Annotated in this window: 16 protein-coding genes; 1 reads left to right on the top strand and 15 read right to left on the bottom strand. The window is 63.7% G+C overall.

Going from position 1 to position 17618, the window contains the following annotated elements; all coding sequences use genetic code 11:
* Positions 1-2: 2 nt before the first annotated feature.
* From FGW20_RS06225 to FGW20_RS06155, 15 genes are all read right to left on the bottom strand, one after another.
* A complete protein-coding gene (locus FGW20_RS06225) occupies positions 3-2648 on the bottom strand; it encodes an oligosaccharyl transferase, archaeosortase A system-associated (RefSeq protein WP_301677219.1) in 2646 nt (881 codons plus the stop codon).
* Between the two features lie 82 nt (positions 2649-2730).
* Positions 2731-3873: a glycosyltransferase gene (locus FGW20_RS06220; RefSeq protein WP_301677218.1), complete on the bottom strand. Its 1143-nt coding sequence runs from the start codon at positions 3871-3873 to the stop codon at positions 2731-2733.
* A 20-nt stretch (positions 3874-3893) separates the two neighbouring features.
* Complete coding sequence (locus FGW20_RS06215) at positions 3894-4985, bottom strand: DegT/DnrJ/EryC1/StrS family aminotransferase (RefSeq protein WP_301677217.1); 1092 nt, start codon at positions 4983-4985, stop codon at positions 3894-3896.
* Positions 4982-5581 carry an N-acetyltransferase gene (locus tag FGW20_RS06210; RefSeq protein ID WP_301677216.1) on the bottom strand — a complete coding sequence of 200 codons (600 nt, stop codon included), beginning with the start codon at positions 5579-5581 and terminating at the stop codon, positions 4982-4984. The genes FGW20_RS06215 and FGW20_RS06210 overlap by 4 nt, the downstream gene beginning before the upstream one ends.
* On the bottom strand, positions 5578-7317 hold the full coding sequence (gene glmS / locus FGW20_RS06205; protein ID WP_301677215.1) for a glutamine--fructose-6-phosphate transaminase (isomerizing): 1740 nt from the start codon (positions 7315-7317) through the stop codon (positions 5578-5580). The genes FGW20_RS06210 and glmS overlap by 4 nt, the downstream gene beginning before the upstream one ends.
* Positions 7318-8472 (bottom strand): bifunctional sugar-1-phosphate nucleotidylyltransferase/acetyltransferase, encoded by a 1155-nt coding sequence (gene glmU, locus FGW20_RS06200; RefSeq protein WP_367617925.1) that lies wholly within the window; start codon positions 8470-8472, stop codon positions 7318-7320. It lies immediately after the preceding gene.
* A 1-nt stretch (position 8473) separates the two neighbouring features.
* Positions 8474-9673: a bifunctional sugar-1-phosphate nucleotidylyltransferase/acetyltransferase gene (glmU, locus tag FGW20_RS06195; RefSeq protein WP_301677214.1), complete on the bottom strand. Its 1200-nt coding sequence runs from the start codon at positions 9671-9673 to the stop codon at positions 8474-8476.
* 4 nt (positions 9674-9677) lie between these two features.
* The gene (gene glmM / locus FGW20_RS06190) at positions 9678-10934 is read right to left on the bottom strand and encodes a phosphoglucosamine mutase (RefSeq protein ID WP_301677213.1); all 1257 of its coding nucleotides are present in this window, start codon (positions 10932-10934) and stop codon (positions 9678-9680) included.
* Positions 10935-10971: 37 nt separating this feature from the next.
* Positions 10972-11577, bottom strand: coding sequence for a hypothetical protein (locus FGW20_RS06185; RefSeq protein WP_301677212.1), 606 nt, complete (start codon positions 11575-11577; stop codon positions 10972-10974).
* The gene (locus FGW20_RS06180; protein WP_301677211.1) at positions 11574-12188 is read right to left on the bottom strand and encodes a cyclase family protein; all 615 of its coding nucleotides are present in this window, start codon (positions 12186-12188) and stop codon (positions 11574-11576) included. Before FGW20_RS06180 ends, FGW20_RS06185 begins: the two co-directional genes overlap by 4 nt.
* Positions 12185-12847, bottom strand: a complete 663-nt coding sequence (locus tag FGW20_RS06175; protein WP_301677210.1) for a protein-L-isoaspartate(D-aspartate) O-methyltransferase — start codon at positions 12845-12847, stop codon at positions 12185-12187. The genes FGW20_RS06180 and FGW20_RS06175 overlap by 4 nt, the downstream gene beginning before the upstream one ends.
* Before the next feature lie 16 nt (positions 12848-12863).
* A complete protein-coding gene (locus FGW20_RS06170) occupies positions 12864-13976 on the bottom strand; it encodes a SufB/SufD family protein (RefSeq protein WP_301677209.1) in 1113 nt (370 codons plus the stop codon).
* Entirely contained in the window at positions 13961-14692 is a 732-nt protein-coding gene (locus FGW20_RS06165; RefSeq protein WP_301677208.1) for an ABC transporter ATP-binding protein, read from the bottom strand. The genes FGW20_RS06170 and FGW20_RS06165 overlap by 16 nt, the downstream gene beginning before the upstream one ends.
* A 403-nt stretch (positions 14693-15095) precedes the next feature.
* Entirely contained in the window at positions 15096-16199 is a 1104-nt protein-coding gene (locus FGW20_RS06160) for a hypothetical protein (protein WP_301677207.1), read from the bottom strand.
* Between the two features lie 4 nt (positions 16200-16203).
* Positions 16204-16971: a TIGR01458 family HAD-type hydrolase gene (locus FGW20_RS06155; RefSeq protein WP_301677206.1), complete on the bottom strand. Its 768-nt coding sequence runs from the start codon at positions 16969-16971 to the stop codon at positions 16204-16206.
* A 132-nt stretch (positions 16972-17103) separates the two neighbouring features.
* Here FGW20_RS06155 and FGW20_RS06150 point away from each other — a divergent pair, with 132 nt between their 5' ends.
* Positions 17104-17604, top strand: coding sequence for a hypothetical protein (locus FGW20_RS06150; protein ID WP_301677205.1), 501 nt, complete (start codon positions 17104-17106; stop codon positions 17602-17604).
* Positions 17605-17618 lie beyond the last annotated feature (14 nt).

The following is a 17618-nucleotide window of genomic DNA, read 5'->3' as shown; positions in this document are numbered from 1 at the left end:
CGTCAGTTGATGGTGCGTCCCTGCTGGACATCCTCTTCGGTGACGTCGAACGCCTGGCCGGTGTCCGCAATCCGATACTGACCGGTCGCCTTCACCTCGCCCGACCACCCGGACGTTGCGTATGGGACGACGAACGTGCCGTTCACGCTCTCCTGCCGGTAGGTAAACTCCCGGCCGGTGTTCGTGACGATGGGGACTTCGATGATCCCTTCGCCCCTGATGGTGGCTCCGGGGACGTACTCGAATATCTTGACCGTCTTGAGATCGGGCCCGCCTTCACCGACGTTGCCGTAGACGTTCCGGGGCGTCTCGTGGACGAGCCGGTAGTGCTGGAGCGCCGGCACCCGCTCAAGCGGGTGGAGGATCGAGTCTCCCTGGAACTGGTAATACATGTTCAGGAGCGTCGCACCCGACCCCGCCGGCGCATCTCTGTTGTAGGCTTCCACCGCGGCCGCGCCTGCGGTGGCGTTCATCTGCACTGTGCGCGTGATGACCGGGAGGGAGGTGTTCGCCGCGGCCGGTTCCAGGTACTCGGCGTAGATCACCGATGCCTCTGTCGGATCGGTCATGGACCCATCGAAGTTGTGGAGCCGGGAGACCATCGTCAGGTAGTATTCCTGGGTGTTGAACGGCACCGCCTGGTAATTCGTCGAGCCCGCGCTCTCCGGGAGGAGGAAGTAGGGCTGGAAGGGCTCTTGCCCCACGTCGGGGTCTGCCCAGGTTGCCGGGGCGTGGAACTTTGAGGTGTCGAGCTGGATGTCGGTGATGACGTAGCGGGTGCCGATGTTGTCAAGGATCTGGTTTGCGGCCGCTTCGTCGGTCGAGACGAGGTAGGTCGCGGAGCCGTTCGGTCCGGAGACCCCGTGCTGGAAGGGGTTGTTGTTCGGGATCCGCTGGGCGATGAAGGTTATCCAGTGACCGTAGTCCCACCAGGACATGACGCCGTAGGACTCTTCGGGGTAGGTGAAGGTCTCTTTGTCGTAGATCGCGTAGTAATCGACGCCGGGGTCGGGGGTGTTCTCGCCCATCCACTCAAGCGCCTCCATCCACTCCGAGTCGATGCCGCCGTACTTCGCGCTGTTGGCGAGAGCGATGTTCCCCATGAGGGATGTCCCGGCAAAGAGGAGCGTGACAGCGACGACCGCGGCGAGCGCTCCGACTTTGAGATAATCGGGCTGATCCCGTTTGGGGTTTTTCGTCTTCCGGGTATCGGGAGCCTTGCCACCCTTCTTGCCCTTCTTTGGCATCTCCTGCTTCTCGATGGCCTCAGGTGCGGGGGTAGCCTTGCTGCCGCTCCCTCTCCCGAGGAGGCGCCCGACGTCTTTCCAGGTCGCGTTTATGACCGCGCCTGCGAAGACTGCTGCGAGCAGGGCGATGTTTGCTGCGAGGTAGTACTCGTACCGGACGTGTGCGGCCGTCGATGCCAGGATGATCGCCGACCAGATCAGGACGAAGACGTGGGCCGGGTTCACCCGTTCAAGGTTCTGCCAGAGGAGGGCTACGGCCCCGCCGGCCGCGAGGACGAGGCCCCAGTGGAACGTCGCCCAGGCGGCGGCAAACGACCAGGCCCGGGCTTCCTGGACGGTCGTGGTGACCGGTCGCTCACCGAAGAAGGAGATGAGGCTCGATATCAGGAGGTTGTAGATGTCGGGCAGGGCGAAGTAGAGCACCGCGACGGCGAGTGCCGCGACGGCCGCGAGCGCGGCCGGATAGTAGTACTTCGGGCGGTCTTTCAGGAAGACCGAGAGCCCGTAGAGCGCGAGCGTGCCTGCGATGAGGCCGGCGTAAGCAATGACGTGCCCGACGCTGTACAGGGAGAGGCCGAGTCCAGAGTGCGGGAAGCCGAATGCCGCCGCCCCGATGATGACGACACCGAAGACAACGGCGTTTACGAGAACCAGATACTCGCTCGATCTCTCCTGGAAGAAGTCGAGGATGAACTGGACCAGAGTGAAGGCTACAACGATGAGTGCGAAGAGAACCATCGTCGGCATGTTGAAGAACCCGAGGAGGTACGCGACACCGGCGAGAGCCGCCGTGATAACCGGGATCTTCAGGGTTTCAACATTCTTCGGGGAGAGCGGCCGGTCGCGTGCCGCGAGCAGCGCCACGACGTAGGCGAGGACGAAGATCGTCGAGAAGAGTGTCTCCGCGATATGGTGGTCGACGAACCCGAAGAGGGATCGGTAGGCGTAGTTGCTGCCGATGACCGCAATCAGGCCCGCTGCGATGAGGCCGGTCTTCCAGTCGGCAATCTTTCTCGCGAGCAGGTAGATGACCGGGACCATCGCGACGGCCATCAGCGGCGGAACCCAGGACGCGACCAGCATGATCTCGGGGCGCGTCGCCGCGCCGGTGAGGACGCAGAGCGCTGCTGCGATCTGAACGAAGAGCGGTCCCCAGTAGACGACGTCGCCGGTCGGGTAGAACGTCATCGCATCGAACCAGGCGTAGTTCGGGAAGTTCGCGACGCTCTGCTCCACCTGGCGGAGACTGTACCAGGGGTCGTTGCCGAGGAGATTGACACCTTCGGCGGTCACCAGACCTTCCGAAGGGATGCCCCGCGTCCAGAGCGTGAGCAGGGCAAACAGGATGATGATACCAATGATGATGTAGGGTTGGTACTTTTTGAGATCCATCTGAGCCATCGGACACTCCTTGTTAAGAATCTGTTTCCCTCGAACCATTAATAACCTTGGCGTATCTGTGGCGCCGGAAAAAGGGTGGATTTCAGCGTGTTCCCGTCACTTGCTCAAAGATCTTCTCGAACGCCTCCGCCTTCTTCTTCCAGCTGTGCTCCTCCACCCCGGCCGGGCACCGCCCCGGGGCGAGAGCCAGTTCGTCGACCCGCTCGAGGAACTCAACTTTATTCCGGTAGACGGCGATATGGTCGCCGCCCATCCGGAGCATATCGGGGATGGGGGTCGAGAGGATCGGTTTTCCGCATGCCGAGTACTCGAAGTACTTGTTCGGGAGCGCGATATCGATCCACTGGGGTGGAGAGAGCGGGATGAGGCAGAGGTCCATCGGCGCGATGTAGTCGGGGAGGTCAGGGTAGTCGACGGCACCGGTGAAGTGTACTCTGCCAGCGATCCCGAGCCGGGCAGCGAGCGCCCGCAGTTCGTCCAGGTAATCGGTGAAGAGCGAACCGCCGACGATCAGGAGTTCTGCGTTGGGGTGCCGCTCGAGGACTTGTGGGAACGTTCGGATCACCTCGTCGAGGGCGTACCACCGCTCGACCGCCCCCGCAAACCCGAGCACGAAGGCGTCGGGGGCGATATTGAGTGCCGAGCGCATCGCCCCATCGTCGGTCGGGCGGAAGAGGTCGGTGTCGACGCCGTTCGTGATCAGTTCGGCCTCGTAGCCGTATCGGCGGAGTTTCTCGACGAGTCCGGGTGAGACCGTCGTGACGACGTCGCTGTGGTCCAGGTTGTAGCGGGTGATATTGAGGACGCCTTCCCGGAGCAGCCACTTGACGGCAGGGTTTTTGTAGTAGGCGGCGGCGGAGTCGGGGAACCAGTCTTTGAGGTCGAAGATCACCGGCACGCCGGACTTCTTCGCCGCTTTGACCATCGCCGTCCCCGCGAGAACGTGAGCCCCGACGACGACGTCGATATCGTGGTCGCGGATGATCTCGCTGATGACCCGGTGGTGGCGGGGTGCGTTCAGGGTATAGTGAAGGAACGGGCTCTCGACGGGAAATCGCGTCGCTTCGTGGACGTGAAGAAGGGTCTCGCGCTCCTTGCCCCGGCTGACGTGGAAGTGAGGCACGTGGACCTCGTGCCGTGTCGCGAGCTCCTCGAAGATGTTGTGGTGCCTCGAGGGGATCGGGTGGTGGATGTAGTCCTGGGTGGAGACGAGGAGGATGTTCATCGTTATCGTAGGTTAGTGGCTTATGGGGTCTGGAGTTCTCGCACCATATCGCAGATATACGCCAGTTCTTCGTCCGTCACCGCCGGATGAACGGGCAGGCTCACGACCGATGCCGCGAGGCTGTCCGATACCGGGCAGGAAGCGGGCTCGCTCTCGTAGACCGGCTGCCGGTTGACGGGGATGGGGTAGTGGACGGCGGTCCCGATCGCCCGCTCTGCGAGAGCGTTCATGAACGCGTCCCTTGAGAGCGGATAATCGCCGGGAACCTTCACGACGTACTGGTGGTAGACGTGCCGGACGCCCGGTGCGACGCAGGGCGTCGCGAGCCCCGTGCCCGCGAGGTGGCGGTCGAGGTACCGGGCGTTCGCGATCCGGCGCTCGTTGAAGCCCTCGAGCCGGCCGAGCTGCACGAGGCCGATCGCGGCGTCGATGTTCGTCATCCGGTAGTTGTAGCCGATCGCCGAGTGAAGGTACTTCTGGCTCTGGCCGTGGTTGATGAGGAGCCGGACGCGTTCCGCAAGGGCATCGTCGTCGGTCGTGACCATGCCGCCCTCGCCGGTGGTCATGTTCTTCGTCGGGTAAAACGAGAAGCAGGCGAGGTCGGCGAGGCTCCCCGCCCGTTTCCCGTGGTACTCCGCGCCGTGCGCCTGGGCTGCGTCCTCGACGAGGACGAGGTTGTGGTCGTCGCAGACCTCGCGAACCGCACCGACGTCGAACGGCTGCCCGAAGAGGTGGACCCCGACGACCGCCCGGGTGTCGGGCCGGATAAGGGCCCCGACCGAGTCAGGGTCGATGTTGAACGTCTCCGGATCGACGTCCGCAAAGAGCGGTGTCGCCCCGCACATCGAGACGCTTGACGCTGTCGCAAAGAACGTGAACGCCGGAACGATCACCGAGTCCCCCGGTTCGACACCGGCGGCGAGGAGGGCCGCGTGGAGCGCCGCGGTTCCCGAGTTGACGCCGACGGCGTGGGCGGCACCGCAGTAGTCCGCGAACCGTGACTCGAACTCCGTAACGACCGACCCCTGGGCCAGCATCCCCGACCGCATCACATCGGCAACGGCCGCGATCTCCTCCTCGCCGACGAGCGGGCGGGCGACGGGGATCTTCACCGGCACCGCCTCGCTTCAGGGGGGAGCGGTCGGAACCGTGCGGGAGTTCCCACTGCGAGCATTCCCGGCGGAACATCCTTCGTCACCACCGCACCGGCGGCGACGAACGCACCCTCACCGACGGTGACGCCGGGGAGGATCGTCGCGTTCGCACCGATGACGGCATCGTCCCCGATCACCGGCCCCCGGAGAGACTCGTGCGGGCCGGGCGGGTAGCGGTCGTTCGTCAGCACGGCGTTCGGGCCGACAAAGACCCGGTCGCCGATCCGGGCGCCGGTGGGGACGTAGACCAGGCTCTGGAGCCGGACGTCGTCGCCGATAGTGCAGTCGCCCTCGATCACCGCTGCTGTCCCGATCGCCACGCGGTCGCCGATGGTCGTCTTTTCGCGGATCAGCACGTTATGGCCGGTCTGAAAGGCATCGCCGATCACGACGTCGCAGTAGATGATCGTGCCCGACCGGAGGACGGCGCCCCTCCCGATGGTGGTGCCGGGGTAGTCGCTCTCTCCCATCCGGTCGCGGGAGGGAAACCCGACGGTCACCGGCTCGAATATCGTCGCCCCCTCGCCGAGGGCGTTACGTCCATACTCAATCATTCAACGGTCACGCTCTTTGCCAGGTTTCGCGGCTTGTCGACATCCCGCTGCAGGGCACACGCGGTGTGGTAGGCCAGCAGCTGCAGGACGACCGACGCGGTCAGCACCTGCACCAAAAGGTGTGTGTTCGGAATGGGGATGAAGATGTCCACGATCTCGGCGAGTTCCGTATCCCCGGCAACCCCGAGAGCGATGACCGGGGCTTTCCGTGCCTTCATCTCCTTGATGTTCGAGGCCATCACGCCGTAGGTCGGCCCCGGGGTGCAGACGGCGACCACCGGCGTCTCGGGGGTGAGCAGGGCAAACGGGCCGTGCTTGAGTTCTCCGGCCGCATACCCCTCGGCGTGGACGTAACTGATCTCCTTCATCTTCAGGGCGCCTTCCATCGAGACCGGGTAAAACGCCCCTCTTCCCACGAAGAAGACATGCTCGGCCTTTGAACAGAGGGCGACCGCCTCGTTGATGTCCTGGAGGAGGACGTCGCCGATGGCCAGGTGCGCGTGCGAGAGGACGTCGTCGAACGCCCCCTCGCAGCGCAGGTTGACGATCTCCATCAGCGCCGCAAGCTGCGCCGTGTAGGACTTGGTCGCGGCGACGCCGATCTCGGGCCCGGCCCGCATCAGGAGGGTCTCGTCTGCAACCCGGGTGACCGTGCTCCCCTGCATGTTGGTGATGGCGAGCGTCGGGCAGTTGCGGGCTTTCGCCATCTTCAGGGCGGCGATCGTGTCCGCCGTCTCCCCTGACTGCGAGACCGCGATCGCGAGGCCGCGGAGGGGCGGGGTGAAGTACTTGAACTCCGATCCCATCTCGACCCGTACCGGTATGTTGCAGAGCGGCTCGGCCAGGTACTTGAAGGCCAGGGCGGTGTGGTAGGACGTCCCGCATGCGACCAGCGTGATCTCGTCGGCCTCCATGACCATCTGCCGCACGTGCTCGTCGATGCCCGCCCTGATGGTCTCGTAGAAGGACTGGGGCTGCTCGTAGATCTCTTTTAGCATGTAGTGGGCGAACCCACCCTTCCGGGTGTCCTCGACGCACCAGTTGATCAGTTCGATCGGGCGTTCCACTGTCTGGCCGCCGTGGTAGACGGTGTAGCGGCCGGGCGCGAGATCGGCGACGTCGCCGTCTTCGAGGAAGATCACGCGTTCGGTGTACTCGAGGAGCGGTGTCATGTCCGAGGCGGCAAAGATCTCGGCATCTCCGACGCCGAGGACGAGCGGGCTTGCGTCGCGTGCGGCGACGATCTGCGGGGTGTCCTCCGCGATCGCGAGGACAGCATACGAGCCCCGGAGCAGGGGGAGGGTCGCGTTGACCGCCGCGAGGAGATCGCCGTCGTAGTGCTCCTCGATGAGGTGGGCGATCACCTCGGTGTCGGTCTCCGACCTGAAGGTGTGGCCGCGTCCTGCGAGTTGCCGCTTCAGTTCGCCGTAGTTCTCGATGACCCCGTTGTGCACCACGGCGATCCTGCCCGAGCAGTCGGTGTGCGGGTGGGCGTTGAGGTCACTCGGCTCGCCGTGGGTGGCCCACCGGGTATGTCCAATCCCGGTGCATCCCCGTAGACCGACCACCCCGGCCTCACCGTCCGAGATGCGGCCGTTCTTCTTGTAAACCTCGATTGCGCTCCCGACCGTCGCGATGCCGAAGGAGTCGTAGCCCCGGTACTCGAGCCGCTTCAACCCCTGGATCAAGACCGGCGTTGCATCCCGTCTCCCGATATAGCCGACGATTCCGCACATCTACATCACCCGCGTGCCGTCCTCGAGGATGCCGATCACCGTCTTCCCCTCCCCGACGGTGACACTGTTACCGGCGATACAGTTCTTAAACGTTGTGAATGGTGCCGCGCGGACTCCCTCGCCGAGGACTGCACCGAACTCCTCCTTCTGGATGCGATCTCCGACCTCAAGGAGGGTCGTGGACGGGTAGGTGGTGGTGTGGTCGGCAAGGATGCACCCCTGGCCGAAGACCGCCGAGACGATCCTCGAATGCGACCCGATCGTAACGTCGCTCATAACGAGCGAGTCGGCGACGTAGGTGAACGGTTCGAGCACCACCCCGTCGCCGATGCTCGTGTCGGGCATGATCACGGTGTTCGGCCCGATGGTACAGTTGTTCCCGATGGTGACGGGGCCGCAGATCACGGTGTTCGGTCCCACGGTCGTCCCGGTGCCGATACGCACGGCGCCCCGGCGGATGACGGATGCGTCGACCGCCCCCGCGATCCCGGGCGTGATCCCCCGAAGCATCCGGCTGTTCATCTTCAGGAGATCCCAGGGGTAGACGGCGTCCTGCCAGTCGTCTGCCGGGATCGCCCGTATCCGCCGGCCCGACGCGATCATGGCGGCGATTGCGTCGGGGATCTCGTTTGTCTGGAGGTAGGAGAAGATGTCGGGGGTGAAGGAGTAGACGCCGGTCGATACCGTGAACGTCGGGGCGTCTTCGGGTTTCTCGACGATCTCGCGGACGATGCCGTTCCTGATCACCACGACCCCGAAGTTCGAGGGGTTCGGGTGCTCGGCGACGAGCATGGCGTTTCGCTCCTCCTTGATCCGGGCTATCGATTCGGCGTTGATGTAGTTGTCGCCGGGAAGAACCAGGAAGTCTTCCGTGATCTCCGGCTCGGCCGCCCGGAGAGCATCAGCGGTCCCGAGCTGCCGCTCCTGGACGACGACCTGGATCGGAGCGTCGAGCCTGTTGAGGTGCCGGACGACCTCCTCTTTGCGATACCCGACCACCACCACGATGTCGCGGATCCCGTTCTCCAGGAGTGCATCGATGACGTACTCGATGATCGGCCGGTTTGCGACCGGGAGCATGGCCTTGGGCTTGCTTCTCGTCAGCGGCCGCAGACGGCTCCCTTCTCCCGCTGCTAAAATGACTGCCTGCATCATATCACCTGATTATCGAATTGTCCTCGATGCACCCTTCAACGAGAGAGTGGGGAGCCACCCGGGTACCACTGCCGACGAGGCTCCCGACGTTGACCGAGCAGTTGATCCCGAAGAGGACGTCGTCGCCGATGATGGCGCCGAACTTCCTCCGCCCGGTAGTCTTCCCGCAGACCTTCACCGCTCCGTTGTCGTGCCTGAGGTTCGCGACCTTGGTGCCCGCTCCGAAGTTGCACCCGCTCCCGATGATGCTGTCGCCGATGTAGTTGAAGTGGGGAATCTTCGTCCCCGGCATGACGATGGTGTTCTTGAGTTCCGTCGCGTGCCCGATGTGGCAGTTATCCCCGATCGCGGTGGAGCCCCGGATATAGGCGTGGGGGCCGATGACGCAGTTCTCGCCGATGACGCAGGAGCCTTCGATATAGGTTCCGGCCCGGATGATTGTCCCTTTCCCGATGCTGACCGTCTCCGGGACGGTGCATCCGTCTTCGACGGTTCCGTGCCGTTCGTGGCGGAGCGAGGCGAGAAGCCCTTCGTTTGCGTCGAGGAGATCCCATGGCTGCCCGACATCGAGCCAGTAGGCGAGCGAATACGCTCTGAGCGTCCCTTCCCTGATATAGGTGTCGAGCGCGTCGGTCAGCTCGAACTCGCCCCGGCCCGATATCTTGAGCCCCGAAAGGAGGTCGAAGATGCCGGGTTCGAAGAGGTAGGCGCCCGCGTTGATCAGGTTGCTCTTCGGCTCCTCGGACTTCTCCTCAAGACCGGTGATGCGGTTTCCCTCAATGGTCACCACGCCGTAGTCCTGTGGGTGGTCGGTCTCGTGAATCCCCACGCACGGAGCATCCATCCGGCAGAATTTCCTGATATCGTCGGATTTGAGGATCATGTCCCCGTTCAAGAGGAGGAACCGCTCGTCGATCATCCCTGCCGTCGCCCGCAGGGCGTCGGCGGTGCCGAGCTGGTGGCGCTGGGTCACGTAGGTGATATTCACGCCGAGGCTGCTGCCGTCCCCGAAGTGGTTCCGGATCTCGCGTTCGAAGTATCCGACGACGAAGGTGAAGTCGGTGATTCCCGCGTCGCGGGCCGCGACGACCAGGTGCTCCATCATTGGGCGGTTCGCGATCGGAAGCATCACCTTCGGGCGCCGGGTGGTCAGGGGCCGCATCCGTTTCCCCTCTCCTGCTGCCAGTACGACACACTGCATATATCTACTCCAGAGTATGGTTTGCCCGCTCAAGGGCGGCATGCCCCGCTTCAAGCATCTCTTTCGCCTTTGCGGGTGTTCTTCCCTCGGCCGTGATCCGGACCTTCGGTTCGGTGCCGCTTGCCCGGATCAGGTACCAGCCGTCTTCATCCTCGAACCGGACTCCGTGCGTCGGTTCATCGGCTCCCATCCCCGTCATGACCTCCCGCGGGGAGGCGATGCGATACGACTCCCGCAGAAGGGTATAGCGGGGCATCCGGTCGAGTTCCTCAGCGATCGACCACTCCGAAGCGATCTCGCAGAGGAGGGCCGCGGCGTAGACCCCGTCCGGGCAGTAGGAATGCTGGGGAAATATCCAGCTCCCCGACGCCTCGCCGCCGAAGTCTCCCCAGGAGAGGAGTTCTTCGGAGACGAAACTGTCACCGACCGGTGTGCGGCGGACTTCCGCGACCTCCTCGATCGCCATCGAGGCGTCGACGGTGGTGACGACGCGCTTGCGGTCGAGATATTTCGCAAAGAGCATGAGGAGGTGGTCTCCGTCGATGTAGCGGCCGCGCTCGTCGAACGCCATCATCCGGTCGGCGTCGCCGTCGTGGATCACCGCGCACGCGGCTCCCCGCTTGCGGACGATCTCGCCGATGTAGGGGAGGTTTGCCTCGAGCGGTTCCGACGGCCGGGCAAACCTGCCTGCGACGTTGCAGTTCAGGCCGATCACGGTCGCCCCGGCCGCGGCAAGGAGGTCGGGGGTGATGACGCTTCCGGCACCGTTACCACAGTCGAGCACGGCGGTGATGGGGCGGGAAAAACTGACCTTATCGAGGATTGCCTCCTGGTGCGCGTCCACCGCGTCTATCGACTGGACGTGCCCCTGTTCGTCCCAGTTCTTCCAGTGCGTCTTCTCGATTGCATCCTCGATCGCCGCCTGCTGCCGGAGAGTGAACGACGACCCGTCGGGGTTGAGGAGTTTGACCCCGTTGTAGGACTCGGGGTTATGAGAGGCGGTTATCATGCATCCCGCGTCCGTCTGCCGCGTCGCGTGCGCGACCGTCGGCGTGGGCGCGATGCCGCAGGAATAGACGCTTGCGCCGGCCGAGAGCATCCCGGAGACGACGCAGTGCTCAAGCAGTTCGCTGGTCGTGCGGGTGTCCCGGCCGACGGCGATCCCCGGGGCTCCGGCTGCGATAGCCGCTCCGATGCGGAGCGCGAGGTCGACGAGACCGGGGCCGAACTCCTGCCGGATGCCGGAAGAGCCGAAAAGCATACTCCTGTATAATCCTTTCTTTCCTAAAAAAAGGTATTCATCGTCCGTAGGGGCACCAGTGCTCGAGATTTATCAGGCCGCTGACCCCGGCGGCCGACGGTCCGAGGAATATCGTCCGTTTCTTCTCCCGGTACTCTTCGATGCAGGCGACCCCTGCATCGCTCGTCATGCCGTCTCCGCCGACCAGGAGGATCTCGGCCGCCTCTGGTGTATCGACGATCTGCTCCGCAAGCGCCCGCTCGAGTAGCGGCATCGGGCCGACGAAGTAGACCTTCTTTCCGGCGACCTCGCGGGAGAGTTCCGCAAGGCAGGGGGTGTAGCAGTCGGGGGTGCAGGGCTGGAGCCTCCGTGCCAGGCAGAGGAACGCCGAGACGGTGTTGATGATGGCGCCCGCCGCACCTCGCTGCTTCTGATTCGTGAGCGGCGCACCGAACATAAAGGAGATCCGGGTGTTCGCCCGGACCGGCTCGCTCGTGACGAACTGCCCGCTCCGGCCGCCGAAGTGCCCTTCCAGAGTGACGCCTTTCGGGTACTGGCAGGTGTCTGCGTCGTGGTTCACTCCAAGCGTCACGATACCGTCCTCGCACCCGCTGTCCGCGAGGATCGTCTCCAGTCTCTCAATTGCATCGTGCCAGAAACTCATGGTTCTTCCTCCCTATCCGACAGGATAGCCCGCACGGGCGACCCGTCGATTCCTTTGAGCCGCATCGGAAGCGCTGTCATAACATAGTCTCCTTCCGGCACGGCGGAGAGATCGAGCAGTTCGAGGATGAACGTCCCGCTCCCGAGCAGCCGGCGGTGAACGGAACCGTCGCAGTCAAACGACTCGATTGATGGGGTATCGATCCCGAGGCAGGTGATCCCGGCCTCGACGACCATCTTCGCCGCTTCGAGGGAGAACGACGGGTACCCGAGATCGAACTCCCGCCGCTCCGAAAACCAGGTCTTTACGAGGATCGTCCTCGCACCGTCGAGGCGGCCGGTGAGGTGGCCTGGTTCGATGATCTCGCTTACGTCGCTGCAGTCGAGGACCCGTGCGGCCCCCATCAGCACCGCGGGCGGGATCTCGTCGACTGTCATGCCTCCCTCGATGTAGTGCGACGGGGCGTCGAGGTGCGTCCCGGTATGGCTTCCAAGGGTCATCTCGGTCACGCGGTACTGCCCGTTGTCGATCTCGTGGAACCGGGGCCGGACGTCTCCCGGGTAGAGGACGGCGTCCGCGGAGAGATCCCGGGTGATGTCGTAGACCGTCACGGGGATACCTCTCCCTGCCACCCGAACTGCCCGATCAGCGGCACGAAGCAGACGCCGCCGAGCGGGATCGTCTCCACCCTGCCTTCGCGTTTGACGAGTTTGACGAGGTCCTGGCATTCCCGCGGCCCGATGGGAGCGACCAGCCGCCCTCCCTTGCCAAGCTGGTCGATCAGGGGTTGGGGGATCTCCGGCGATGCCGCCGTGACGATGATAGCGTCGTAGGGCGCCTCCGGCGGATAGCCTTCCGTGCCGTCGCCGACGACGATCTCAACACCACTGACTCCTGCCCGCGCGAGATTCTCCCGCGCCTGATCGGCGAGGTGGGCAAGGCGTTCGACGGAGACGACCTTCTCGGCGAGTTCGGCGAGGAGCGCCGCCTGGTAGCCGCTGCCGGTTCCGATCTCGAGGACACGGTCGTGGGAGCGGATCTCCAGTTGTTCGGTCATGACGGCGACGATGTAGGGCTGGGAGATGGTCTGCCCCTCGCCTATGGGGAGCGGCCGATCTTCGTAGGCTGCACGTTCGAAGTTCTTCGGTACGAAGAGGTGGCGAGGGATCTTCTGCATCGCGGCGAGCACCCGTTCGTTCCTGATCCCCCTGGCCCGAACCTGGAACTCCACCATCTCCTCGCGCTCCCTTCTGTAGGGATCGGTCTCCATCCTCCCGTCTCCTGAATCAGAAGCCTGATTCTGCTTTATCGATCGCAGCGTCGATCTGCTCCTGCAGGACTGCGGGCAGACCGCTGATCTTCACATCCAAAAACCCGCGTATAATGGTTGCGGTGGCCTCCTCCTCGGAGAGTCCGCGGGCCATAAGGTACTCGATCTCGTGGCGGGCGATCTTTCCTACGGCGGCTTCGTGGGAGAGTTCGGTGCCGGTCAGCGTTCCTTCGATCTCCGGGATGGCGTGGACGGTGCCATCTTTCAGGATCAGGCCCTTGCACTCGATATGGCCGCGTGTGTTGTCCTTCTCGCCGAGGATGTGACCGCGGGATATGATGGTGCCGCCGGTGGTGATCGCCCGGGTGATCAGTTCGGCGCTCGCGTTCTCGGCGCCGAGGATGGCGCGGGAGCCGAGATCGAGGGTCGAGCCCGGTGTCGCGACAACGATACTCGAGAACCGGGCGACGGCGTTCTTCCCGACCAGGCGGGCCGTCGGGTACATGTCGATCCTCCTGACGGGCTGCATGCAGACGTAGTTCGAGAGGAACGTTCCATCCTCCTCGACGACGGTGGCACTCCGCGGGAAGACGCTGATCCCCTCCTTCCAGTTGTGGATCATCGTGGACGTGACTTTGGCGCCTTTGCCGACGTAGATCTCGGTCACCCCGATATGCGCCCCGTGCTCTTTCTGCCAGGAACTCGCGCAGCCCGAGATGATGTTGATCTCTGAGCCCTCTCTTGCGATGAAGAGGTTGTGGACATGCTGCACCGGCTCGTCGCGCAGAAAGAGGCAGGCTTGAAGCGGCATCTCGACCTTCACCCCTTCGTGGGCGATGACGACGAGACCTTGCGGGTTCTCCTGCTTCGCAAGGTATTCTGTGTATTTGTCCTTATCCTTCGGAACGGCGTTCCAGTAGTAGTCCTTGACCCAGTCGTACTTCTCGAGAGCGGCCTTGATGGGGATCATCTCGATCCCTTCGGCCCCGCAGGTGGTCTGGATCACGTCCTGGTCGATCTGGAAGAAACTCCCGCATCGGTTCTGCATCCCAACTTCAAGACCGGTCAGGGCAAGGCGTTCCCGGTCTTTCTCCGGGAGCCGTTCGATATCGCCTACATCTGTTTGCAACGCAGACACTCTCCATATCCTTTTTCTTTGACCACGCGCAGGATCTCGCGGGGGTTTCCATGGCACCGGATCCGGCCGTCGATGAGCACGTGTCCCTGGTCGGCCTCGAGGTAGTCGAGGATGTAGCCGGTGTGGGTGATGATGAGACCGCTCTTGCGGCGGTTGACGATATGGATATCCTTCTCAAGGAGATTCGCGATCTCTTTGCCCATAAGGGCCATGTTTTCGAGGTCGACGCCGCTCTCCGGCTCGTCCAGCATGAGGAAATCGGGCTGCTGGACTTTCAGCTGCAGGACCTCGCTCCGCTTGATCTCTCCGCCGGAGAACCCGACGTTGGTGTCCCGGGCGAGAAAGTGGTCCATGTTGACCGTCTGCGCGAGCGCCTCCAGCGCGTCGTTGCCGAGATGGGACGTGGCAGTGAGCAGTTTCCCGAGTTTCAGCCCCGATATCGCGGGCGGGTGCTGAAACATCATGCCGATCCCGAGATGGGCGCGCTCGTGGATCGGCATCCTGGTGATGTCCGTTCCTCTGAAAACGATGGACCCGGACGTGATCGTGTAGCCGCCGAACCCCATGATGGCTTTGAGCAGCGTGCTCTTCCCCGAACCGTTCGGCCCCATCAGGATATGGGTCTCCCCCTGCCCGATATGGAGGTTGATGTCGTGGAGCTTCTCGGTGCCATCCACTTCCACGTGCAAATCACTGATATCCAGCATACGGCACTCCGCTCCATGTATTTGTCAGGGGATACATTAACACTTGCCAACAGAACAGTTGCTGTTTCGCCCGAAGGAAGGTTGAACTGCGTCAGTTTGATGTTACTTTTAGAATGTGTTGGTAGTTTGGAAGTTTTCGCCGGAACGAGGTTGGGATAGGGGGTGAAATCCCGGCGCTTCACTTTCACCCCGCACGCGGCCTACGGTTAAGTAGCACCCTCACTCCGTTTCATGTATGGAACGATCTGAATTTACCACGTTTTCCTCTCTCGCTGAGCGGGCCGCCCGATATCCGACTGTTATTCGGCGAAGTCAGATGCATAAGTCGGCGTATTTCGCTTCCAGCGCCCCGGCAAACCGCACCCTCCTTGAGGCAGAGAGCTACGCGTAAGCTCTCTCCCGGTCACCCCGAGAGATACTCATGGGCCAGGAGGTACGACCCGGGCCGGTCGTGGGCGTGGCCGACGATGTGGTTGTGGAGATCCGCGGCGGCCTCCGCCTCATCGAGCATGAAGTTGTAGACCTCTACCGCCTTGTTGTAGTCCCCGATCATCCGATTGTATTCCGGGACGAACCGGTTGTATTCCTGGATCTCTCCTGATCGGAAGAGACCTGCCATCTTCGCGTCGAGGGCCGCGAGAGCCTCCCGGTCCGCTTCGAGTTCGCGGGTGCGCACCACGAGTTCCTCTTCGAGTTCCTCGACCCGGTCGCGGGATGCGGAGAGGGCACGCTCGATTGTCTCGATCTCTGAAGAGGCTGTGTAAGACCCGTCTCCATCCCCGACCGGTATCACGAGCGGGTTGGAGGAGAGGTGCGTCCCGTCCCCGAGCGCCGCAGGGGGGATGCCCACGTAGCTCCGGTTCGTGGTCTCGATGTAGGCATATGACGTGTTATGGTAGCGGCACCCGGCGCTCTTCACCCCGACGGCCATGTGCTGTTCCTCCCCGAAGTAGAGGAGCGCGGCCCCGTAACCTTCCCGTGCGAGGAGCCCGGCGAGGAGGAGGCTTTTGTCGTCGCAGTCGCCCTCGGTGTCCACGTAGGTCTCGATCGGGAACTTCGGTTCGGTCATCGAGGCATCGGTTCTGTAGGGGATTGACTGCACGAACGTGGCGATCAGTTCAAGATACCGATCGTCGTCGAGTTCTTCCCGGTCCCGGATCTCGCGGAGAGCCGCGAGCAGGTCGGTATAGAAGGGCTCCTGGTGGGAGTCGCTCGCGAACGCCAGGTAATAGATCGGGATCCACTCATCTCTGGTGAGGTTATCGAAGAGGTAGAGTTGCCGGTCTGCCTCTTTCGCCCCGGCATAGACTGCCGGATCTGGCTCGATCCGGATCGTCTCCTCCCCGTCCCCGAAGGGGAAGGTGTAGACCGGCACCTCTCCCGGGGCCGCCCCCTCGACCGGCACGATAGCCGGCGGGACGGCCGCAGGATGGAGGAGGCCGCCCAGGCATCCGGCACCGAGGATCGCGGCGATGAGGGTGAGCACGGTGAGGATTCGTCGCCACATAGGATCAGATATACTCCGGGAGGTCCGCGAGCGAGTCGATGACGAGGTCCGGCGCGATGCCTGATGCCCGGACGGTTTCTTCCCGGTACTTGCCGGTTCTCACCAGGATGCCCTTCATGCCACAGGCCCGGGCGCCGCCGATATCGGTGACAATGTCGTCGCCGACCATCGCCGCCTCGCGGGGCCCGACCCCGATCTCCCGGAGCGCACGCAGAAAGAACGCCGGGGAGGGTTTCCCGATCACTTCCGCCTCTTTCCCGGCGGCATACTCGAGCGCGGTAACGAAGGGGCCGGCCGAGAGCATCAGCCCGTCCGCCCCCATCCAGTAACGGTCTCTCTCGAGCGCGACGAGGTCAGCGCCTTCCATGAGGAGGCGGAACGCCCTGTTCAGGCGTTCGTAAGTCAGTTCGCCGGCCGCGTCGGCGACCACAACTGCATCGGCCCCATCCTCCACGGACGTGATGCCGGCCTCTTCGAAGTCCGTCCGGGTGTCCGGGGTGGTGAGGAGGAAGCACCGCATCCGGCACCCGTCCCGCAGATGTGCGGCGGCGGCGACCGGGGCGGTGATGATCCAGGGTTCCGGGACGGCGTAGCCGAGGGTCTTGAGGCGCTGCGCGACCGAACGGCGGGAGCGCCGGGTGGTGTTGGAGACGAACCGGTAGGGTATCCCCCGCCGGTCGAGTTTCCGGAGCGCTCCCGCGGCTCCGGGGACTGATCGGTCGCCGACGTAGAGGACGCCGTCGATATCGATCAGGACTGCTCCGATCTTCATGTCTCCCCTTCTGTTGTCCGTGGGAGTATTTATGCGGTGTCCGGGAGGGGCGGCAGGTTCGTGAGAACCTTCATGGTGTGGCAGGTGTACCCGCCCCTGATCCGAAAACCGCCATGAGGAGGGGATGAGGATATGGATGCATTCGAACGAATCCCGGTGGACGTGCGGTGGAAACTTGCCGCCCGGGAGGTCTCCATGCTGCCGCTTGCCTACCGGAGAGCCATCAGGGACGGCGCCGACGACCAGCTCTACAACGAGGTCGAGCGGGCGGTGTGGCAGGAGCAGGGCCGGGAAGCAGGTGTCGTAGCCCGTGCTTTCAGAATGCCGCTCGGAAACGCCCGGGAGGTTACGGAAGCGTTTGCGGCGGCGACGAGGTTGCTCTTCGGGCCGGAATACCGGTATGAGGTCAACGACTCGGTGCCGGGAGAGGCGGTTCTGACCGTCAGTGGGTGTGCGATGAACGCCCGCGCAAAAGAGCAGGGGGAGAACCCGCTCGCTGCCTGCAACGCCTGCCATGCCTACACGAACGCCGCGATATCAGGCCTGAACCCGAACTACGCCCCGAAGTACCTGAGCGCCATCTGTGCCGGCGACAAAACGTGCTCGATCGCGGTGAGGCCTGCAGGGCAGTGACACGGGAGGGCACA

Source organism: Methanoculleus methanifontis, from assembly GCF_030464365.1.
GTDB lineage: Archaea > Halobacteriota > Methanomicrobia > Methanomicrobiales > Methanoculleaceae > Methanoculleus > Methanoculleus methanifontis.
This window is presented reverse-complemented; position numbering and strand designations above follow the sequence as displayed.